The 22,555-nt window shown below is 53.5% G+C and carries 18 protein-coding genes; 4 read left to right on the forward strand and 14 right to left on the reverse strand.

Annotation, left to right across the window (positions count from 1 at the left end):
• Positions 1–9: 9 nt before the first annotated feature.
• The 7 genes from J4E05_RS02570 to J4E05_RS02600 all read right to left on the reverse strand — a co-directional run bounded on the left by J4E05_RS02570 (position 10) and on the right by J4E05_RS02600 (position 10,139).
• Complete coding sequence (locus tag J4E05_RS02570) at positions 10–891, reverse strand: hypothetical protein (protein ID WP_349592169.1); 882 nt, start codon at positions 889–891, stop codon at positions 10–12.
• 14 nt (positions 892–905) lie between these two features.
• Positions 906–2,171: a glycosyltransferase family 4 protein gene (locus tag J4E05_RS02575; protein ID WP_349592171.1), complete on the reverse strand. Its 1,266-nt coding sequence runs from the start codon at positions 2,169–2,171 to the stop codon at positions 906–908.
• Complete coding sequence (locus J4E05_RS02580; protein ID WP_349592173.1) at positions 2,168–3,388, reverse strand: class I SAM-dependent methyltransferase; 1,221 nt, start codon at positions 3,386–3,388, stop codon at positions 2,168–2,170. The genes J4E05_RS02575 and J4E05_RS02580 overlap by 4 nt, the downstream gene beginning before the upstream one ends.
• On the reverse strand, positions 3,385–5,622 hold the full coding sequence (locus J4E05_RS02585; RefSeq protein ID WP_349592175.1) for a glycosyltransferase family 2 protein: 2,238 nt from the start codon (positions 5,620–5,622) through the stop codon (positions 3,385–3,387). The genes J4E05_RS02580 and J4E05_RS02585 overlap by 4 nt, the downstream gene beginning before the upstream one ends.
• Before the next feature lie 77 nt (positions 5,623–5,699).
• Positions 5,700–6,551, reverse strand: coding sequence for a calcium-binding protein (locus tag J4E05_RS02590; protein WP_246832955.1), 852 nt, complete (start codon positions 6,549–6,551; stop codon positions 5,700–5,702).
• 394 nt (positions 6,552–6,945) lie between these two features.
• Entirely contained in the window at positions 6,946–8,328 is a 1,383-nt protein-coding gene (locus J4E05_RS02595) for an HlyD family type I secretion periplasmic adaptor subunit (RefSeq protein WP_085591490.1), read from the reverse strand.
• A complete protein-coding gene (locus J4E05_RS02600) occupies positions 8,325–10,139 on the reverse strand; it encodes a type I secretion system permease/ATPase (RefSeq protein WP_349592177.1) in 1,815 nt (604 codons plus the stop codon). The genes J4E05_RS02595 and J4E05_RS02600 overlap by 4 nt, the downstream gene beginning before the upstream one ends.
• 323 nt (positions 10,140–10,462) lie before the next feature.
• On the opposite strand from J4E05_RS02600, the gene J4E05_RS02605 reads away from it, so the two are divergent.
• A complete protein-coding gene (locus J4E05_RS02605; RefSeq protein ID WP_085591494.1) occupies positions 10,463–10,963 on the forward strand; it encodes a MarR family winged helix-turn-helix transcriptional regulator in 501 nt (166 codons plus the stop codon).
• Entirely contained in the window at positions 10,960–12,165 is a 1,206-nt protein-coding gene (locus J4E05_RS02610) for a glycosyltransferase (RefSeq protein ID WP_349592180.1), read from the forward strand. Before J4E05_RS02605 ends, J4E05_RS02610 begins: the two co-directional genes overlap by 4 nt.
• Before the next feature lie 82 nt (positions 12,166–12,247).
• Here J4E05_RS02610 and J4E05_RS02615 read toward each other — a convergent pair whose 3' ends face one another.
• Both J4E05_RS02615 and J4E05_RS02620 read right to left on the reverse strand, forming a co-directional pair.
• Positions 12,248–12,715 carry a M67 family metallopeptidase gene (locus tag J4E05_RS02615; RefSeq protein WP_349592182.1) on the reverse strand — a complete coding sequence of 156 codons (468 nt, stop codon included), beginning with the start codon at positions 12,713–12,715 and terminating at the stop codon, positions 12,248–12,250.
• Positions 12,716–12,779: 64 nt separating this feature from the next.
• Positions 12,780–13,187 carry a hypothetical protein gene (locus J4E05_RS02620; RefSeq protein WP_349592184.1) on the reverse strand — a complete coding sequence of 136 codons (408 nt, stop codon included), beginning with the start codon at positions 13,185–13,187 and terminating at the stop codon, positions 12,780–12,782.
• A gap of 252 nt (positions 13,188–13,439) precedes the next feature.
• Between J4E05_RS02620 and J4E05_RS02625 the strand changes: the two genes are divergently transcribed.
• Complete coding sequence (locus tag J4E05_RS02625) at positions 13,440–14,438, forward strand: RluA family pseudouridine synthase (protein ID WP_349592186.1); 999 nt, start codon at positions 13,440–13,442, stop codon at positions 14,436–14,438.
• Between the two features lie 110 nt (positions 14,439–14,548).
• Positions 14,549–15,403: an RNA polymerase sigma factor RpoH gene (gene rpoH, locus J4E05_RS02630; RefSeq protein ID WP_085591503.1), complete on the forward strand. Its 855-nt coding sequence runs from the start codon at positions 14,549–14,551 to the stop codon at positions 15,401–15,403.
• A 342-nt stretch (positions 15,404–15,745) separates the two neighbouring features.
• Here the strand turns inward: rpoH and J4E05_RS02635 are convergent, their stop codons facing one another.
• From J4E05_RS02635 to J4E05_RS02655, 5 genes are all read right to left on the reverse strand, one after another.
• Complete coding sequence (locus tag J4E05_RS02635) at positions 15,746–16,246, reverse strand: hypothetical protein (protein ID WP_246832956.1); 501 nt, start codon at positions 16,244–16,246, stop codon at positions 15,746–15,748.
• Positions 16,247–16,257: 11 nt separating this feature from the next.
• Positions 16,258–18,384 carry a protein kinase family protein gene (locus J4E05_RS02640; protein WP_349592188.1) on the reverse strand — a complete coding sequence of 709 codons (2,127 nt, stop codon included), beginning with the start codon at positions 18,382–18,384 and terminating at the stop codon, positions 16,258–16,260.
• A 168-nt stretch (positions 18,385–18,552) separates the two neighbouring features.
• Positions 18,553–19,848 (reverse strand): adenylosuccinate synthase, encoded by a 1,296-nt coding sequence (locus J4E05_RS02645; protein ID WP_085591508.1) that lies wholly within the window; start codon positions 19,846–19,848, stop codon positions 18,553–18,555.
• A 50-nt stretch (positions 19,849–19,898) separates the two neighbouring features.
• Positions 19,899–21,065, reverse strand: a complete 1,167-nt coding sequence (locus J4E05_RS02650) for an ATP phosphoribosyltransferase regulatory subunit (protein WP_085591510.1) — start codon at positions 21,063–21,065, stop codon at positions 19,899–19,901.
• Positions 21,066–21,221: 156 nt separating this feature from the next.
• Positions 21,222–22,403 carry a phosphoserine transaminase gene (locus tag J4E05_RS02655; protein ID WP_349592191.1) on the reverse strand — a complete coding sequence of 394 codons (1,182 nt, stop codon included), beginning with the start codon at positions 22,401–22,403 and terminating at the stop codon, positions 21,222–21,224.
• Positions 22,404–22,555 lie beyond the last annotated feature (152 nt).

Below are 22,555 nucleotides of genomic sequence, written 5' to 3' on the forward strand. Positions count from 1 at the left end.
ATGCCAGCCTCACCAAACAATCGCGCCAAGTGACAAACCACCGACAAGCCCCACCAGCACGGCGAGCAACAAAAGTGGTGTTTTAAGATCATTGCGATGACGGTCACTTAAAACTGCCAATCGCTCGTCAAACCCGCCCAGCGACTTGTCAAAACGCACCAGAAAAACTTCAAGTTGCTCCACCCGGCTGGCCAGTTCTTCCTGGCCATTACGCACCAGTTTAACGCCGGCTTCGATGCCATCGTCGGCCGATGCCAGCTCGTCCATGCGTTTGGACGATTCAATCAATCGCTTCGCGGCTTCACGCTGGCCATTTTGCAAAATATGCTGCGCAGCCAGTAACCGATCGAGCCGGTCCAGAATTTTGCCAAGCGGGGCATTCATGGCAGAATGGGCCGCCTGTTCGGTTTGCGATGGTATACGCAGGGGGTTTTCAGCACCGGTTTCAGGCGTAATTGCAACCACACTTAAACTGTCAACTGCGGCCAGGGCGGCCTCGGGCAGCTCAATTTCAAAGGCATGTTTGCCATTGCCAATACCATTACGACGCAAATCTATCCGTTCGCGGTCCGCCTTGACCTTAATCAGGGTGTGGCCGTTCATGCGTACAATCAGGTCTATCTGCGCATCAGGATGTTGCGGACACCAGACCCAGCCGAACAAACGGTCGCGGTCAATGGCATCAACATTGCCTTCAAGTACGGGTGGGCCATCTGCCTTCTGAACAGTTTTTCCCGCTTGCGACCCACGCTGTGCGGCGGCTTGTCCGGCCTGCGCGTTTGTCGCCTCTACCGCGGGCCTGGGCTGTGCTGGTTGCGCAGGTTTTGCCTGCTCCTGCTGTGCATTTACGGGGGGTGTCGTATCCTTGGTCTTTTCCTGTGCAACTGCCATGGAAATCTCCTTTGTCAGGCCGCGACGAAGTCGGGCCGGATCAGGTTACGAAAACGTGAAAGATGGGTTTGTGCAACATCGTCGATATTGGCGGGTGCGCGAACATTGCCCGAAAGTTTTTTCCACAATTTCGGGTTCATGGCACAATCCGCCATCGTACGCGCAAGCGCACCGGGATCATCGGGGCGAACATGAACACCATCCATGCCATCGCGTACCATTTCGGCCATGCCGCCAATATTGCTGGTGATAACAGGGCGGTCATGCTGAAACGCTTCCTGAATAACCAGCGGCGCGTTTTCCCACCAGATCGACGGCGCCACAACCCAGTCAACTGCCGCCATCAATTCGGGAATATCATCGCGGTCATAGGCACCAAGGCGCACGACATGGCTGCTGGTTTGTTCAAACAGTTTGTCGATTTTTTCATTAAAGGCCGCGGTTTGAAACGGCGCCCCGCCATGAATGCGCAGTTCAAAATCAACACCGTCATCCATCAGCTTACGGCATGCATTTAACAACACATCCGCCCCTTTCCAGGGGTTAAGGTTGCCAAAATACCCAAATACATTGGGCATACCGCCTGTGCCATGTTCGCGCCGCCGCACCGCCCGAACAGCAGGGCGACCATTGTGAATGACCTCGATCTTGTGCGGGTCTAAACCCCATTCGATATAGCGTTCACGCAAAAAACGGCTGGGCGACAGGAACAAATCCACCGCACGCAAATGATTGCGTATATTGACCGCGCGCATGGCAAACCGGTCTGCCGAAATGCCGTCAAGGCCGCAATTATCGCCCGACACATCAGCCGATAAATAACGCTGCCGCGTTTCCCGGTGGATCATCAATCCGTCATGCGGGCAAATCTGATAATAATCGTGCAATGTCATCACGATTTTACAATCAGGCAGCACCCGCCGGATCAACATCGGCAATTCAATACCAAACAAAACCAAATGATGGATGTGAACAATATCGGGCCGGAAATTTTCCAGTAATTCCGTCATCGCCGGTACAACGGCATAAAGGTCGGTCTGCGACATATTGAAACGGTCAAAATGCCCGGCCCAGAACAGCAATTCATCATCGCTGTCATTGACTGCCTGAAAACTGGTTCCCGGGCGACGTGTGCGGTGCACGTCATTGGTGGCCCCCACAAACAACGCGTCGCACCCTGCCCGTTTATAGGCCCCAAACAAATCATGGGCGAATATTTCGGTGCCGCCAGGATGAAGGTCGGGGTGGTTATGGGCCAATACCAGAATACGCGGGTTCATTTGCTGCTCCTGCGGGGTTTCTGGGCCACCAGAATATCCTGGTAATGTGGGGACTTATCACCATGCCAGGCCCCGAAACCTTTGCGCAGCAAGGCAAACCCTGCCTTTGCCAGCACCGATTCCAGATAACCATTGTCAAAGCCCACCGCTGCCATCGGGTTTTCACCACGCAAATGCCAGCACGGCTGGTCTTTTTCACGGACAAGGCCACTTAGGCGCGGGTCACATTTGGGGGCAGCCAGTTCTTCGGCACTACGCACGGTAAACGCCGTCATAAACAACCGGCCGCCGGGCCGCAGAATGCGGAAAATCTCGTTGCAATAACGTTCAACCTCGGCGGGCGGCAAATGCGTTGCCACAGAAACCATGGTGGCAAAATCAAATTCGGCATCCTGCGCTGGCAGCTTCCAGTTATCACCGGCTACTTTGCCTTTGGGATTATAAAGTTCGTTGGCCAGATCCACCGTTTGAAACCGGAAATCCTTGTAAACCGGGGTAATGGCTTTTTGGCACCACTTAATTCCGTCTGCCACCGGGTCAATTCCCAGATACCGGGTTTTGCCCGGCACCAGATACTGGGTTAACGGCACCGCCATGCGGCCAATGCCACTGCCAATATCAAGCACACTCTCGGTGGGTTTTAACCCGCCCAGGCGCACAAAATGGCCCAAAAATTCGGCACCGATTGCCAAATAATCGCCGTCACCCACAAAGACTTCGTCTTTGGTTGGCGTTGGCAAAAAGCGGTTATGGGCGATCTGGCGGCAAATGGCACCAAGGTAAACTTCCTGTCGCGGCGTCAAATCACCAAATGACGATGTTTTACGTCCGCCTTTTCCCGTGGCCGCCGTTTTTCCACTTTCGTCTTCGTCGTCGGCGTCAACACCCTCGCCCAGGGAAGTATCTGGAATAAACAAACCGCCATCGGCATCGGGTAATGTCGCACCGTCCCTGGCGGCGGGCGGACCGATAGGGGCAACATCGGACATTTGCGCCGCCGCCGCGGCCGCGCGATCAAGTGGCGCGGAACCCGCTTTTCTTGCATCTTCCGTTTTTTTCGCTGTCTGGGCTTTTGCCTGTGCCAAATCCGCTTTATTTACCGGCGCCTGTGACCGTGTAATACGCACGGTCGGATATTCCGATACTTTGCGGTCGGCCTGGTCCACGGCCCCATCGACATCGGGGCGATGACCGGGAATTGCCAAAATCTTGTTCATAATGTGCCTCTGCCCGTCACAGCTTCGGCGGCCGGTTGCGGCACACCTTGCATGGAAAATTCAGTCATCTGATCGTCCCAGCGTTGCGCATGCAGCCAGGCGTTATATTGCGTTGCGACACCACGCATATAATCGGAATGGGTCGAGATCGATTTCCGTTCAAAATGATAAAGTTCGGCGTCGGGCACATAGCGAATGTCGAAACCCTGGGCGCGAATTTTCAGGCATAGGTCACTGTCTTCGTAATCGCCAATGACGTAATCCTCGCTAAAACCATCGACATCCTCGAACACACCGCGATGCAACAACATGCATGCCCCGGTAACAGCGGGAACCGACCGTTCAAGACAGGCATCGCGATAACGGCCCGGCATGCCTTTGTAATAATGATGGTTCAGCCACTGGCCGCGTTCATTGCGGGCAAAATACATCCCTGCATGTTGCAACGATCCATCTTCAAACAGCAATTTCGGGCCAACAACGGCAACATCGTCGGCCCCCCCCATACGGGTGGCCATCGTGCCGAGCCAGCCAGTTTGATGGGGAATAATATCGGAATTCAACATGGCTAGCAGGTCGGCCTTTGCCACCGCAGCCCCGCTATTACAGGCACGGGCATAACCGCCGTTGCGCGCCATCACCACCAGACGAAGGGGCACACCATAAAGCTGATACAACCCACGAAGTAAATGTTCGGTTTGTTCGGCCTGTTCTGGTGAATCCAGAACGTAAATCAGCTCGCAATGCTGCGATATCCAGGGATCACAAGCAAATGCACCAACCTGGGCACGCAGAAAATCCAGTACGCGATATAATGGCACAACAATCGATACCGACGGATCATTCCGTTGCGGGCCAATGTCGAGAACAGTTGGTTCACCAATGCTTCCCAGCAGTTTTTGCTGCACGTCACCAATCACCGGCGCCAGACAATTTTCCATGATGTCATTGGTTAAATGCTGCGGCGGAACTGCGCGTAATATTCGTGCCCGTGCCTCGGCCGGATCAGCAGGTTGCGCGGTCGGAACCATTAAATGACGGCTGCCTGACGTCAGCCGCAAAACGCTACGCGGTTGTAAAATTGGCGCCTGACTTTTGATCTGCGGATGAAAACCAATAAAACCGGTTGCCGGAACCGTTTTGTCCTCCAGCGCGATGCTACCTGCATAACGGTGAAAATTAGTCTCAAATTTATGTTCAGTACCGGTGTGGTCGAGCAGATCAACCCCGCCCACCATTTCAACCGGGTCACGATACCAGCCACCAATCAGGGTGCCGCGCGCCGTGGTCACCGCAAGATCAACTTCGCCCGACGGCAAACCGCCACCGCCCGTTACACGCTGCGCCGACAGTGGGCAACGCAACTGAAATTCCAGCGCTGCCTTGCGCGATGTTGCATCGCCCCGTGCCAGCGCGGCAATCGCGTATTCACGTAAATCAGCATCCGCCTGCCCCTGCGCCAGCCACCAGCGTGACAATGACGGCAATGTCGATTTTGCTTCAAGCTGACGAATGGCCAAAGCCCGGCTGCCGGTAATGACAAGATAGGCGCCGTTTTCAAGCCCGTTTCGTTCTGCAATAAAAAATGTCTGCCTGGCCCCGTTCGGCGTTTCGCGGCCTTCATGGGCGGCATTGGTTAACCGCCAAAACCCGGTTGGCGACACCACATAGGTACCCTCAATTCCGCCAAAGGCCGTTGGCAAGGTGGTGGCCATCAGCATGTGATGTTCTGAAATCCGCGCAACCGGCTGGGCCCGCTGCGGATCTTCAACGATCCGCGCCACCAGCCGGTTCAGGGTTTGGGTATAACTGCGACTGCGCCGCATACGAAACATACTGGCCCATGCGCCCAGCATGGCAGACAGCAACGACAAACGCCCTGCCGGGGTAACGTCGCCAAGCAACGCATAAGCATCAACCGGGTCAAAGTCGCCTTCCGGGTCGATGGTAATTTCTTCCTGTCGGCCCAGGGTTCCGGCTTCTGCCAGCAACGACAAAGGGGCATCTTTGGGCTGGGGAATAACGCGCAACAAACGCGTTCCACCGCTGCCCAGCGGCAACCGCAACGTGGCCTGGGGTGACACCTTGCGCCCGTCACGTGCTTCCAGTTTGGGGGCTGTCCACAAACGGGTTGGCAAGTTCCAGATCAAAATAAGTGTATCGGGGGTCAACCGGCAAACTTCCGGCATATCGCCAGACAATTGTCTGTCGTCAGACGTGGCAAGTTCAAGCATTTGGCGCCTGTACCCTTACAAATGGAACGATAAAATAGGATGTTCGCAGCCGCAGCTGCGAACATCCTGCTATGTCGTTACTGTACGTTGAAGAAGTGGTCCGGGTGGTCCTGGACGTCGTCTGCATCAACATTGTTAAGGGTGATGGAATCACCATTGCCAAGATCGACAACAGTATTGGCGCCATCCTGTGTTGCCCGGGCGGCAACGTCGTCAGCCGACGAAATGTCGGTGTCGTTAATGCCCTTGGAAATCGAGAGCATGTCTTCCCCAACCTGGAAGTCGAGGACAACATCGTTGCCACCGCCGCCAGAGAAGACAAAGTTGTCATGACCAGCGCCACCAACCAGCATATCGTCGCCAGCGCCACCATTGATAACGTCGTCACCGGCACCACCCATCATCAGGTCGTTACCCGCACCGCCATTCATCACATCATCGCCCTGACCGCCGAGCATGACATCGTTACCGTCACCCCCCTGCATCAGGTCATCGCCCTGACCACCAAGCATCTGGTCGTCACCGGCACCGCCGAACATAATGTCGTCGCCAGCACCGCCCTGCATAAGATCATGGCCATCGCCACCATCAAGCAGGTCATCGCCTTTGCCGCCTGTCAGCAGATCATCATCAGCACCACCGAAAAGCTGATCATCACCATGACCGCCAAACAGCATGTCGTTACCGGAATCTCCAAGCAACTGGTCGTCGCCCGACCCGCCAAACAGAAGATCACGACCGGCGCCACCCAACAGGGCATCATCACCGGAACCACCAAACAGGTGGTCATCGCCTTCTTCACCAAACAGAACGTCGTTCTGTCCATGTCCAAACAGGGTGTCGTCACCGCCGCGACCAAAGATCACATCGCTAAAACGTGACCCGAGCAGCGTATCGTCGTAAGCGCCGCCTTCGAGAGTTGCCATCATATCCTCCTTCTTGTCCCAATATGGGTTTCGGTGTGACTAGAGGCTGGCCGTTCCCTCAGGTTCAGTGCATTGCCTAATGAACGGCCACACAGGAACCCTATATTCTTTTGCTTTTTGATAGGAAGTTATTATCAAGGTATTATTGTGGCAACATTATGTAATGACGTAATTTTTACATTATTTTACTGATTTGTTTAATTTTATTATTTACATAACTTTTATCTATATTTGTTTTAAAATTTGAATTACTTGCAAACAAGAAAAGGCCAACCCCGCAAGGGACTGGCCTTTATCAAATTGCATGGCAAAACAATATTCGCCGTTCAAACACAAGAGATAACAGTACCGAAAAGGATGCTAAGCCATACAATACCTGCCAACTCTCATGGGCTGGTCAATCTTCGCGGAAGGCCCGGCCCATACCCTCAACAATCGGATCGAGCAAATAATCGATCGCTGTTCTGGGCTTGTTCAGAACCAGAATATCGGCTGGCATCCCTGCCCTTAGCTTTATGTCGGGGTGTTTTGCCAGTTCGGCGGGGTCAATTTTTGCCCGAACAACATAATAGGAGCTATCACGCTTTTCATCGACCGTCTGGTCAGCATCAATATAGCTGATTTTGGCGTTGATTGGCGACAAACGGCGCTGGTTATAGGCCGTCAGGCGTACCCGGGCATCGGCCCCCATATTAACCGCGTCAATGTCGCGCCGGTTGATCATCGCTTCAATTTCAAGCGGTTCATTATCGGGGATCACGTCCATAATCGGCTGGGCCGGGCTGATCACCCCGCCAGGGGTTCTGATCTGGATATTGCTAACAATACCATCTTGCGGGGAACGGATTTCCAACCGCTTTAAAACGTCGTCCTTGGCCGTAATGCGTTGATTAACGTCATTTAGTGCCAATTGCGTTTCCTGTATCGATTTGGCAATGTCGCTTTGCCATTCCATTTCAATGGATGCCAGTTCAATTTCAGCACCTGCTTTTTCCTGTTCGGCTGCGGCGCGCTGGGCTTTAAATTCACCAGCATCGCCAACAAGGTCGCTCCAGTTATTTTCAATTTCCACCAGCTGTGTGCGGGTGGCATACCCTTTTGATGCCAGTTCGCGCACACCATCGAGTTGCTGCTTCACCAGTTTTTGCTGATGGCCCCGTGCATTGATTTGCGAATCAAGGGCATCGGCCTGGGCGGAAAATTGCTTTATCTGTTTTTCCTGTGCATCACGCTTGGCGGTATAAACCTCGTGGCGTTTATCAAACAGGCGCTTTTCATCGTGCAAAATATCGGCAACGTATTTTTCCTTCGATGACGTAAGGCTTTGGGGAAAAGTGATTGTGCTTTTCCCGTCCTGTTCTGCGCGCAACCGGGCCAGCTTTGCCTGCAGGCCATAACGCTCACCACGCAATTGCTCCAGTTCTGACTGGCTACGCGTGCCATCCAGCAAGGCCAGAACCTGCCCTTGCTGTACGCGATCACCTTCGTTAACCAGCAATTTTTTCAAAATGCCGCCTTCAAGGTGATTCACGGTCTTTTTGCGCGAATCGACAATAACCGAACCGGAGGCAACCGCCGCACTATCAAGCTGGGCATTAAACCCCCATAAGAAAAAACCACCAAAGCCAACCAGTATTACCAGGGCCCCCGCGATCATCGGCTTGCGCAGGCTTTGCTTTGATGCATCGCGTTCTTCAGCCAGCACCTGATGCCAGACCGGCTGGGGGGCATCGGGGTTAATCACGTTCCCCCGATCATCAAGATTGATTAAACGGTTCATGCCGCACCTCCGTTTTCCAGCTTGCCGCGGGTCGCGACATAACGTCGTCCATTATCTGGCAGGGGTTTCACATCATGACCCTGTTCGGTAATCGCCTGCACAACGTCGGTGCGTTCACCGAACTGTTTGATCCGCCCATCCTGAAGCACAAGCAATTTATGGGCATAACGCATGATCGACTGGCGATGCGCGATCAGAACCACCATCGCCCCGTTTTCTGCCGCCGTGCGGATGGCCCGGATCAACGATGCCTCGCCTTCGGCATCCAGATTGGCATTGGGTTCGTCAAGAACCAGCAGCCGGGGCCAGCCATATAACGCACGGGCCAGTGCAATGCGCTGTTTTTGCCCGCCCGACAGGGTATAGCGCCCTGATCCGATCGGGGTATCGTAACCCAGCGGCAACCGACCAATCATTTCATGCACCCCGGCCGCACGGGCCGCATCAATCACTTTGCGCGGGTCAGCCTCGCGCATTCGACCGATATTTTCACGAATGGTTCCGTTTAACAACGACACCGATTGCGGCAAATAGCCGACCATGTCGCCAAACGACCCGCGTTCCCAAAGATAGGTGCTGTGCCCATCTAAATAAACGCCGCCAGCAGTTGGCTTGGCCGCACCAATTATGACCCGCGACAAGGTTGATTTACCCGCCGCCGACGGCCCGATAACACCCAGAATTTCACCAGGATTCAAATCAAACGAAATGCCCTTAAGGACGGGCATGCTTTGCCCGCCGACGGCATAAACAAGGTTATCAACAACCAGCGGCCCCTCGCTCCGCGGGGTTGGCTCGATTTCGCGTTCGGACTGACGTTGCTCAAGGATGCTGCGAATACGCTGCCAGGCTGACATCGCATTGACCCAGCCGCGCCAGTCACGGGTTACGTTATCGAATGGCAGCAACAACCGGCCCATAATCACGGTACCGCCGATCATGGCACCGGGCGATGTTTCACCTTTGATCACAAGCGCAGCACCCATTGCCAGCACGCTAACCTGAAGGCCATACCGCAAGGAACGTGTCAGGGAGTACATGCCCTTGCTACGTGCATTGGCGATGTCGAGCAGCTCGGTTGTATGATGCTGTGCCGAGCGCCAGCGCATTGCCAATGCAGGCATCATACCCATACCTTCGATGGCTTCAGCATGGGGAATGGACGAACCAATATCGGAAATGTTGCGTAAGTTGGCATCGCTGGCTTCCTTTGTCACCCGGCGGGATAACACATCGCCCAGCAAACTAAGACCAATCAGCATGATCACGCCGATCACCCCTGCCAAACCGTAAAAGGGATGCAGGGCAAACATGACGCCGAGAAAAATAGGTGCCCACAGGGCTTCAAGCGGCGCACCGATTGTATTGCCATTGATAAAGGTCCGCAGATCGGACAGGTCCCGTAAAACCTGGGTTCCGGGTGTTGAGCCCTTTTCCATCGAGACACTCATGGCGGCGGCAATCGCAGGCAAATTCATACGCCGCAATAATGACTTTGCCATTTCCTGAAAAGTCATGGCGCGAATGAAATCAAGAATGCCATACAAAATGATGGCACCCACCGCGATCACCAGCAACAGATTCAGCGTTTCCATGCTTTGGCTGTTAATCACGCGGTCATGGACCTGCAACATGAAAAGCGGCACGGTCAGTTGTAGTACATTAATGAAACCACTAACGATCCCGGCCCATGTCAGGCCGCGCACGAACGTAAAACGGGCTTCGCGGATCAATGTGGGCGCATCGAGGGCGGGGCGTGTTTCGCGCCGCGCTGTCATGGCGCGTGGCGCGCCTTTTGACCGAAATTGCATCCAATCTCATCCAATTTGCAAAAAGTCATAGTTTTTCCGCAATCTGCTCACATAGTTGCGAAATCATGATGCAATAAAATAAATCGAAATATGTCGATCTAATGTTCATGATTGGACAATGTAAAAACACAAATCAAAGAAGTATACCAAGGCCATACTCTTGGAAATTACTTCAAAATTTTGAGCAAACTACAGGAAGGATTGGGCGTGTCAAAAATTGTTACAGAACAACGTCCTGTTATCTTCCGAAAACGATTGGCCGATACCGGTAACAACCGGATAGCGACCTCTTTATATTGGGACCAGATAACGGATCGAATGCCATGACCGTCACTCATCTTGAACTCGCAAATACTGTTGAACGAATCTATCGGCGTTTTGCCGATTTACTGCGCGTCGATCTGATCAGGTTGGGGAATGATGACATCAGCCCGGCTCAGGTCGCATTGCTGTTTAATATCGGCGATGATGAACTTTCTGTTCGCGATCTGCTGGATCGGGGGCACTATATGGGCTCGAATGCCTCATATAATCTCAAGCAACTCGTGGAATCCGGCTATATCGAACGTCAGGTAATGGCGCGTGATCGCCGGTCCGCACGGATCAAACTGACCGAAAAAGGTCATGACCTGTGCGATTCCCTGCAAGAATTTCACGAGGAATACCACGAAGCCCTTTCTGCCGGACGTGATGGAGAGGCGGAACTTGAAAACGCCCTGCATACATTACGCCGACTGGAGGAGTTCTGGACGCAAACCTTGCGTTACGGCGGCATCCCCGCATCAACAGCAATGATGACAAACGAGGCCCGTAACCGCCGATGAAAATCGTCTTTGTCCATCGTCGCGGACCGGGACAATTTGTACATCTCGCCTGCCACCTGGCAAATGCCGGGTGGCAGGTGTCGTTTCTTTGCGAAGGGATGAACGTAAAACTGCCCGGCATACGCGTATTACGGCATCGTTCCGCGAATGCCCTTCCCGATCACACCAAACCCGCCAGCCACATTGATTTACACAGCCAGATCGGACATCACGCCGCCGACACACTGGCAACCCTGGTGGCACAGGAAGGCAAACCCGACATCGTGTTTGGTCACATTGGCTGGGGCAGCATGATGTTTGCCCGCGATGTTTTACCTGACACCCCGTTATTGGGATATTGCGAACATTTTTATCATGCCAAGGGGCGTGACGTGGGGTTTGACCCCCGCGAACAGGTATCGTTTAACCAGCGCAAACAACTGCGCCTGCGCAACAGCAGCCAGCTTGTCACCCTGGAACAAATAGATGCCGGTGTCAGCCCGACACAATGGCAACGTGCGGCATATCCGCGCTTGTTGCGCAGTAAAATCGGTGTCTGTCATGACGGCATTAATATGCAACGCTGTAAACCTGACGCCAGCGTCAAATTCACCTTGCCCGATGGCCGGGTCATTGACCGCAATACACCTGTAATCACCTATGTTTCCCGCGACCTTGAACCCTATCGCGGCTTTCCCCAATTTATGCGCGCGGCAGCCAAAGTGGCCCAAACCCACCCCGACGCCATGTTTCTGGTTGCTGGTGGGGATGGGGTCAGTTACGGCGTCCCTGCCCCCGATGGCCGCCCGTGGCGCGAAGTCATGATGGACGAAACCGGCATGGACCCGGCACGGATCGTGTTTTTAGGGCAAATTCCGCACGAACAGCTTATCGCCCTGTTTCAGGTTAGCCGGGCGCATGTATATCTGACATTCCCGTTTGTATTGTCATGGTCGGTCCTTGAAGCCATGGGCTGTGCAACACTGGTGATCGGATCAAATACCGGCCCGGTCGAAGAAGTAATACAGCACGGAAAAAACGGCCTTCTGACCGATTTCTGGGACCCCGACCTGCTGGCAAGCCAGATTGGCGATGTGCTGGACCATCCGGCCCGCTACGAACCGTTGCGCCAGCTTGGCCGTCAACTGGTTCATCAAAAATACGACCTGGACCACTGCCTCGCCCGCCAGACCGGCGCGCTTGAACGATTGGCAGCCGGATAAAGCCATACGCGGAAAACCATCCGAATATCCGAATGAAGGGGGAAAGTATGAAAATGTGGGTGGATCCGATACAGATCCCCCCTTACAGAACCTGCCAGAGGCAATGCCGAAAGAACCTGGGGGCCGCATCATCTGATAAAATCGGCATGCGCTGATAAACCGCCCATTTGCGGGTGTTAACAGCGCTGCTGCCAACAATCAGCCAGTAAAATCCCGGTTGTTCAGCGCGCGCCAAATCTGTGTGCGAAGGTTCTGTCAGGCCATTCGGATGGGAATGGTAACAGCCAATAATATCCTCGCCCTGCGCGCGGGCTGTGCGATGCGTACGCAACAACACGGCAGGGTCAATTTCAAAGGTTATCGTCGGATCAGGCGACACATTACGTGCCGGGACATGCCGCAAAACCGGCCGCGCACAATCTTCAGGTGCGCCATCATCAACGGCCTTTGCAATAAGCAACCCGCAGCATTCCATCGGCCAGCTTTGCGACGCATGGTTCAATATGTCGTCAAGCACCTGTTGTGCGATAACGATTTTATCTTCTGGCATTTAATGTTGCCCTGCCCGGCCATGCTTCTGGTGTATCCGGTACCCGGGAATATTCCTGTTAGTGTTAGTTTGGCTTGATCAGCAATATCTGTCCCAGCACCGTTTTGTCCGTCATGGACACAACAATGATGCGTGCGCCCTTGGGGCCGGTCATATGCAAAAATGCCCGGTCACCTTCAATGCGAAAAGACAACAATGTTTCATCTGCTGCCAGATCAACATTAATTGTGCCAAACGGCCCGATCGTGGGTGCCACATCGCTGGCTGGAAAATGATCTGCCGTTGTTGCGGGTGCCGGGGCCGGGTTATTCCCGGCAACTGGGACTGAGGGCTGGGCAGATGTTGTTTGAGCAGGCACGTTTGCTGCCAGTCGCGCGGCTTTGTCACGCTGCAAGCCGTAAACAACCAAAACGATACCCACAAGGATCAACAACGCCATTACAGCGACAAGTATTTTAATAACGCGCATCATATTTCCGAAAAATGACTGATTTTCCTGCCCTGCCTGATCACAGGACACACCGACCATTATGATCGCAAGCACCCCATAAGGTGAAGCCCCGAATAAACACATATCCCCCTTGAATGCACGGGAATTGCAAATGGCGGTGTTTGCGCTATGTTGCGCCAACCCGCGTCGCACAAAACCAGACATTACCAAAATGGTCTTGTTGCATCGCTTTGTTTTCTTCCTGTGCTTCTATAGTGATGAAATACCAGTTCCATGTCTCTGCCATCTGCCCCTCAAGATAACCTTGTTTACACTGCACAGGCAAACGATGCCGGTGCGCGTCTTGACCGGGTACTGGCCACGGCCTGGCCCCAGGAATCGCGCTCGCGTCTGAAGGCACTGATTACCGATGGCCATTTGCTGGTTGATGGCGTGGTGCAAGACAGCGTGTCGGCAAAGGTCCGTGCCGGGCAAAACATGGTCTTGCAAATCCCGCCGGCTGAACCGGCAACACCGGAAGCCGAAGTCATCGCGCTTGATGTATTATATGAAGATGACGACCTGCTGGTAATCAACAAACCGGCGGGCATGGTGGTACACCCTGCCGCAGGGAATGAAAGTGGCACATTGGTCAATGCGCTTCTGGCCCATTGCGGCGACAGCCTTTCGGGTATTGGCGGCGTGAAACGACCCGGCATTGTGCACCGGCTGGACAAGGATACCAGCGGGGCAATGGTGGTTGCCAAAAATGACATGGCGCACCGTGCCCTTTCGAAATTATTTGCTGAAGACAAGGAAAATATCGAACGCACCTATATCGCTATTGTCTGGGGATGCCCCAAAGCGCTTGAAGGTAAAATCACAGGCAATATCGGGCGCAGCCCGCGTAACCGCAAAAAGATGGCTGTGCTTGTATCTGGCGGGAAACCGGCACTCACATATTATAATGTAGTGGATAAAAGGCCCGACTCCTTGGCTTCCGTCGTTAAATGCAAGCTCGCAACCGGCAGAACCCACCAAATTCGCGTTCATATGGCTCATATCGGGCATTCACTTGTATGTGATCCGGTTTACAGTCGCTCTCGTTCGGTCAGGCATCTTAGCCAAATGTCACAAGCAACCCTTACGGCATTCGGAAAACAGGCGCTACACGCGCAAACTCTTGGCTTTTCGCACCCCCGGACGGGTAACTTTATTACGTTCTCAGCCCCGATGCCGGATGATCTAAAAGCCGTATATGCTGCCCTGGACCTATCCTTAAGTTGTACATGATCTATACTTAATTATTATTTTTATATTGACGCCTCCTAATACCTATGTATACCCTATCTTCAGTGCTAGGGGATTTATGCACTTTTCCACAAGCGCATTGGGAGGCACCAATGAAACAGGGTAATGCAGTACCGACGATCTCTCCAGACGGCTTGACCGGCTATTTACAACGTATTCGTCGCTATCCGATGTTAGCACCAGACATCGAAACAGCCCTAGCCGAACGTTACCGTGATCATCAGGATGAAAAAGCCGCAGAAAAGCTGATTACCAGCCACCTGCGCCTTGTTGCGAAAATCGCCATGTCCTATCGCGGCTATGGCTTGCCAATCAACGAACTGATTTCCGAAGGTAATATCGGCCTTTTACAATCGGTTAAACGCTTTGACCCTGATAAAGGCTTCCGTATTGCCACATACGCCATGTGGTGGATCCGCGCTGCCATTCAGGAATATATTCTGCATTCGTGGTCGCTGGTAAAAATTGGCACCACGGCATCGCAAAAGAAACTGTTTTTCAACCTGCGCAAGTTGAAAAGCCAGATGCAGGCCATTGACGAAGGCGACATGACGCCCGAACAGGTTGAAACCATCGCTGAAAAGCTGAACGTTTCCGAAGACGACGTGATCATGATGAACCGCCGTTTAGCCGGCCCCGATCACTCGCTTAACGCCCCGGTTCGGGTTGAAGGCGAAGGCGAATGGGTTGATTGGCTGGAATGCGAAGACGACAATCAGGAAGTTCGCCTGGGTCGCCGCGAAGAATTTGTTGAGCGCATGAATTTGTTGAAAACCGCAATGTCGGGCCTAAATGATCGCGAACGCGATATTTTGACCCAACGCCGCCTGTGTGAAACGCCTGTCACCCTTGAAAACCTGAGCATGACTTACGGCATTTCGCGCGAACGTATTCGTCAAATTGAAGTCCGTGCATTTGAAAAAATCTGCCAGACGATGCACAACTAAAAAAGAAACCCCGTTGGTCCAACCCGATCAACGGGGCATCAATCTGGCTGGTAGTTATACGTAAACCACTGATATTTATGGCACAACACACCTAACGGCCCAGTTGGCGCCAGAAGCACCGTTAACAAATTGTCATCGACCTTTCGACAACACCATCACACCCCGCGCAGGCAAGTTTTCCCGTTTCTTGTCAGCGCCGAAAGAGCGGCCATTGCGGCCGTTCTTTTTGTATGCATCATTGCAAACCACCACGCATGAAATTACTGCGCCACCCTACGACACAGCCACAACGCCAGCGCAAAATGCCAAATTACATCAGAAACATGGTTTTAACCGCAAATTTCAGCGGCTGCCTTTTTCAATCTCGGAAATCAGGTTCTCGCCCCAAACCTTGATCAGGTCGCGCTGCTGTTCACGCAGTTCAACAGTTCGGCGCTGGGCAGTTAAATTCAGAACATTGGCAACAATCGGCGGCATTGCCAAATACATCAACCACCCCAGCCCGGCAGCACCATACATAATTGTCATTGTCATCGGATCAAGCAACTGATGGGTCGCCATTGCCATGCTTTGGCCCCCGTCCCGCCAAAGCTCCATCACATAAGGTGCCACGCCGGAAAAATTTAACCCGAAGACGCACCGCACCAGATACCGCCCCCGGTGACGATCAAAGAAAAATGCCAGCACCGATGGCAGCAACCCGACCACCAGCGTGATAAAGGTTGGCAAGGCGACCATAAACAGCAAAACAGCCATGACCAAAATCGCGAAAAACGATAATCCGCCCGACTTTTTACCTTGCTTGGACGATTTTCCCGCTGATTTGTCTTTTTTCTTTGCCATGCCTGATACCCTTACCAGACCGTCATCATGAACAAGGCCGAAACAGTCAAAAGCGCAATCATGGTCGAGGCAAAGGAGGCCACCTGACGGCCAATCTGTTCGGCCAAAATCAACCGCGCCGCCCCGGACGATTCCAGATCAAAAACTTCGCTATCGGCAGCGGAATATTCTTCGACGGCAGCGATAAATTCGTCCTGGTCCAAACGCCGTTCCTTCTCGTCGTTAATCAGATTGTACAATTCAACCAGATTACCGCGTTTCGCCAGTCTCGGAATTTCGCGTTCAACCTTTTCGCGCCGTTCCTTGTTATGGAAAACCTTGGTCGCCGGCTCCATCAGGCGCGCCACCCACAATCCCAGATGCGGCAAACTATCGGGGCCGTGACGCCATTGCACAAGGGCCAGCAAACTAATGATCGACCGGCTGAATTCAACTTCATCACCGGGGTTTTGCAACGCCGTTAACTGGGGTTCGGTGTCATCTTGCAACCGGACTGCGATAAACGCGGCAATATGCCGGTCCACCGGCCAGTTACTATGTGGTGTTACCGATGCAATTTTTTCCAGTGCGGGCAACAGCTGGGCGATATGAATAACATATTCGTTTTCCACCAGCGGGCTTAGGCAATGCTGGTTCTTAACCAGTGCATACAGGCAACGTTCATATCCGTATCCCATGCTTTGTTGCTGCATATAATATCGCAGGCCTTTATAAACCTGCTGCTGGGACTGAATTTCAGGCCGAAAACCGCTAATGCGCGAAAACCAGAATGTTGGCAAATCCCGAACCACGATTTCGGAAAATGCCTGGGCCCCGCGTCCATGCTGAACATCATAGGACAGCATGTATCCCAGACCATCGAGCATTGCCGAAAACGTTTTGTGACGTACGGGACCGTTCGGGTCCAAAATCGCAATCCCGCGCGATACCAAAACATCTTCCGCAGTGCGTTTATCACTGCCCGACCACGCCATTTGGCGCATCGCCTCGGACATCGCCTTGGATCGCTCAGCGTCATTCAGACCGCGTCGCAGCCAAACCTCGACCACGCCGTCGCGTAATGGTGCAAGAGATGCGGCCCAGTTATTGGCGATCCCGTTGGCTAGGCCACGTGCAGTATAATAATCGCGCCCGCCCACATTTTGCGCACGGGCTGCACGCCGGTCACTATTACCCTGCACCGGTTTCACACGGCGACCATCCAGCCAGTTATTTAGTTCCGACAGCCCCCAGCGTTCTTCAAAATCGTCGCATAACAACCCACGGATCGGTTCAATCAGGGTTAAGGGCAGCTTTTCATGCGCAGCAAGGGTTTGAAATGACCCGCGCGCCAGCTTCATCTCGATAATTTCCTTGTCGGAAAACTTTGACAGGGGCGTATGACCAATACCAAGGGCCGCAATTGTAATACCCAACGCATATAAATCATCGGACAAGGCACCGCCGCCCCGGCCTGCTGCTTCGGCTGTCATACGGTCAATCGGTTCATAAACCAATGGCTGCGCAAACCCTGGCGGGCACGATACACAGTCACCAACCACCACACTGGAGCGTTGCTCGTCGGCAAAAAACAGATTATCCGCACGCAAATTACGATGAGCCAGATTTTTATCCGACAAAATCGTCAGAATATTAATAACCGGCACAATAACTGCGGCAGGCAAATCATGTTCGTCGATAACGGCTTTTTTGCCACCATCGACAAATACCTTGCTGCCACCGGGCTTAGTGTAAAAACAAACAATGGTGCTGCGGTCCAGCGGGGGCCAATAAACAATTTCATAATCCAGCAAATCAAGCTGGCCTGACACCCGAACACCGGACAAAACACGCAACAGTTCTGATCGCGTTGGCAAGGAAGGGTCCGTTAACAGCGCAAAAATCGGACCATCATCGCGTTTAATGCCCTCGGCAACATAGGCCTGCGAAGGACCACAATCAAATTCCGGCAATCGCAAATCGGGGAAAACGCGGAAATTTCCGATATCGATATGCTTATTGCCAGCACCCCGGGGGGGAGCCGTTTCTGGTGACGGTGCTATCTGGTCTTCCTGACCATCGCCCGATATATCGCCATCCAAGCCAAACTCCAGCCCGGATTGTGCATCGTCGGGCTGCATCTTTGCGTTATCAGCCATCGAACCCGTGGTTTAACTGTTCATGAACAATCCAAACGATACTGCCGATACCCATAAGGGGCAAGACGTTATCGACAGGTCTTAAGATCGTCATCTATCCTTTTGCATTTAAACACAAAAAACCGCCCGTATTACCGGGCGGTTTTTACAATTAGGCATTCAGATATTCTAGGCGCTGAAAGGGTCGTGAACAAGGATGGTGTCGTCACGTTCCGGGCTGGTTGAAAGAAGCGCCACCGGTGCCTCAATCAATTCCTCGATACGGCGCACATATTTGATCGCAGTTGCCGGCAAATCGGCCCAGCTACGCGCGCCCATTGTGGTTTCCGACCAGCCGGGAATGGTTTCATAAACCGGCTTTGCCTTGGCCTGCAAACGCTGGTTAGCAGGCAAATGATCGTAAATTTCACCGTCAATGTCATAGGCGGTGCAAATTTTGATCTCGTCAAACCCGTCCAGAACATCAAGTTTGGTCAGGGCGATACCGTGAATACCATTCACCTTAACGGACTGGCGCACCAAAGTGGCATCAAACCAGCCGCAACGGCGTTTACGCCCGGTAACCACACCAAATTCATGGCCGCGTTCGCCCAAACGGTCGCCATCGGCATCAAACAGTTCAGACGGAAACGGTCCCTCGCCGACACGGGTGGTATAGGCCTTGGTAATCCCCAAAACATAACCAACACCCGACGGCCCAACGCCCGACCCGCCTGCAGCAGAACCGGAGATGGTATTGGACGATGTGACATACGGATATGTGCCGTGGTCGATGTCCAGCATCGTGCCCTGTGCACCTTCAAACAAAATACGCTTGCCGGCTTCTTTAAACTGATTAAGCGATTTCCAGACGGTGTCGGCAAATGGCAGAATTTTCGGCGCAATTTCTTTAAGCTGCGCCAGTAATTCGGCTCCATCCACTTCGGGCTGGCCCAAACCACGCAACAAGGCATTATGGTGGGTCAGAAGGTTATCAACCTTGGCTGCCAGCAATTCTTCATCCGCCAGATCGCCAACACGAATGGCGCGACGACCAACGCGGTCTTCATATGCCGGGCCGATACCACGACCGGTGGTGCCAATTTTGTTGTTGCCAGTGGCAGCCGCTTCGCGGGCCTTGTCCAGATTGCCATGCAGCGGCAAAATCAGGCAGGCATTTTCGGCAACACGCAGGTTTTCAGGCGTGATGGTCACACCCTGTTCCTGAAGACGTGAAATTTCAGCCAGCAAGGCCCATGGGTCAACAACCACACCGTTGCCGATCACCGACAGTTTCTTGTCGCGCACGATACCTGATGGCAACAGGCTTAATTTATAAACCTTGCCATCAATTACCAGCGTATGACCGGCATTGTGACCACCCTGAAAACGAACGACAACATCGGCACGTTCTGACAGCCAGTCAACGATCTTGCCTTTACCTTCGTCCCCCCACTGGGAACCGATCACGGCAACATTGGTCATCGCAAAACTCCTTGAGCGATAAAAAACAGCTTCACTTCTCCAGCGAAAGCCTACGCGTCCAGCGGTTGAACCCGCCCATCAAGATAAATGAAATCACAGCCCATCCGTGCCGCTTCCTTGCGGGCAGCATCGGCGGTTTTGGCTTCGGCCGCCCCTTCAAGGGCAGCAATGGTAACATGGCCTTCATGGCGCAATTTACGTGCTTCGCGCTGGGCAACACCCAAGGGCAAATAAACCCGCGCGGGTGATACCGGTGCATCAAGCCCGCGTAACACCGTATCCATAAATAATGACATACCGGTTGCCGCCTCGCCACTGGCCCCCCCGGCACGATAACGCCCGCCACGGCCCAGTTCGCCCCGCACATGCTTACCAAAAATGGTAAAGCTGACACCGGTCTGATAGCGGAAACCCGCCATTTCAACCGGGTCAATCGTCAAGGCGGCATCCAGGTCGGATGCTAAAATACGTTCGGCAACCTCGACCAGACGATGCAAATCTTCCGACGCGCCCAACGGCAATTCAAGCCGTTTCAGGCGCGGCAATGCGGTACTGGCCGGGCCTGCGGCCTCCAGCAAAGTTACCAGAACATCGGTTACCGGGCCGTTGGCCGCCTTGATTGCGGCAACGTCGCGGCGCTCCAGCGCTTCGGTCAGTTTTTCGCGATCATCAGGGGAAACCGAAAAGGCTTCAAACAGGCGGGTTGGCAGGGTCGGCAAATTCAAATCAACCGACACATCAGGCATACCGATATTTTCAAGGGCCTCAAGGGCCAGCAACACAATTTCGGTATCTGCCGCAGCACTGGAAACGCCAATCAGTTCCGCGCCGACCTGGGCAAACTGGCGTTCGGGGCGCAACTGCGTCCCCTGAATGCGCAAAACATCCCCGGAATAAGCCAGACGTAACGGACGAGGATCATCTTTTAACCGAGTGGCGGCAATGCGGCCCACTTGCGGGGTCATATCAGACCGAACACCCATCATCCGGTGCGAAACCGGGTCCATCAGGCGGAAGGTCTGCTTTGCCAATTCGGGTGCCGCCCCTTCAAGCAGGCTTTCTTCAAATTCAACCAAGGGGGTTTTTACGCGATCATAGCCAGCAAGGGCGAAACTCGCCATCAGCTTTTCGCGGATTTGCGCCTCTTGGGCAGCAACCACCGGCAGGACATCCTGCAAACCGGCGGGAAGAAGGGCTTTCCTGGCGAGTTCGGTCATATTTTCAGACTTTCCGGACTGTGCGTGCAAATTCGGGCAAGGCATCTGGTTCGCATGCGCCTTGCTCTGTGCATCCGGTAGCGGTTACTACCGTGTTGTGACGCACAGGGCAACGGGAAAACCCGAAAAACGCAAATAATATCTTGGGCGCTATCGTCAGCCTTGCTTGATTTCAGCTTTGGCAACGCCATATGCCCAATCAAGCCACGGCAACAACGCCTTGATATCGCTGGATTCTACCGTCGCACCACCCCAAATTCGCAAACCGGGAGGCGCATCGCGATAGCCATTAATATCATAGGCCACTTTTTCAGCATCCAGCAGTTGCGAAATCCGTTTTGGCAATAACGCCTGAATTTTTGCATCCTGTTCCAATGCCCACGGATCGACAATTTTAATGCACATCGATGTATTCGACGCCGTTTCCGGCTTGTCGGCCAAATCGGCCGCCCAGTCGCTTTGTACCAGCCATTCATCAAGCAAACGGCGATTTTCGCGGGTCCGTTCCAGCAAACCTTCCAGACCGCCAACATCCTGCGCCCACTTCAAGGCATCAATGGCATCTTCAACCACCAGCATCGACGGGGTATTGATGGTTTCACCCCGGAAAATACCGTCAATCAGCTTGCCGCCCTTGGTCATGCGGAAGATTTTCGGCATCGGCCAGGCCGGAACATGGCTTTCAAGGCGTTCAACCGCCCGCGGGCTTAAAATAATCACCCCGTGACCACCCTCGCCGCCCAGCACTTTTTGCCAGCTATAGGTCACAACGTCGAGCTTGTCCCACGGCAGTTCCATGGCAAAAATCGCCGATGTCGCGTCACAAAAGGTCAGGCCTTTGCGGTCGGCGGCAATCCAGTCACCATTGGGCACGCGCACACCAGCTGTCGTCCCGTTCCAGGTAAAAACCACGTCACGGTCAAAATCAACCTGGTCCAGATCCGGCAGCTTGCCGTAATCGGCCTCAAGCACGCGGACATCCTCAAGTTTCAGCTGCTTTACAACATCCGTCACCCAGGTCGAGCCAAAGCTTTCCCACGCCAGCATATCCACGCCGCGCGCGCCCAGCATCGACCATAATGCCATTTCCACCGCCCCGGTATCGGATGCGGGCACAACCCCCACCAAATAACCTTCGGGCAGGTTCAAAAGGTCGTGTGTGCGGTCAATCGCTTCTTCCAGGCGGGATTTGCCCAATGGAGATCGATGCGAACGCCCCAGAACCTCGGTTTCAAGCGCATCTGCGGACCAGCCGGGGCGTTTTTTACACGGACCCGACGAAAAATTAGGGCTGGCAGGGCGATTGGCGGGCTTGGGAAAATTGGCAATATCGACCATGGGGCTGTTCCTGATCAGACGGAAAAAACACCGCAATACCGGTTCTTCCGGCAATTTCACGGCACATTCACAAAAACGAAGCGCGATCCTATTGCCTTGATTGCAAAAGTCAAACGCGTTCAATGCAAGGGTTAATGCCGATTTGGGTATGC

Source organism: Thalassospira sp. NFXS8, from assembly GCF_040148805.1.
Classification (GTDB): domain Bacteria; phylum Pseudomonadota; class Alphaproteobacteria; order Rhodospirillales; family Thalassospiraceae; genus Thalassospira.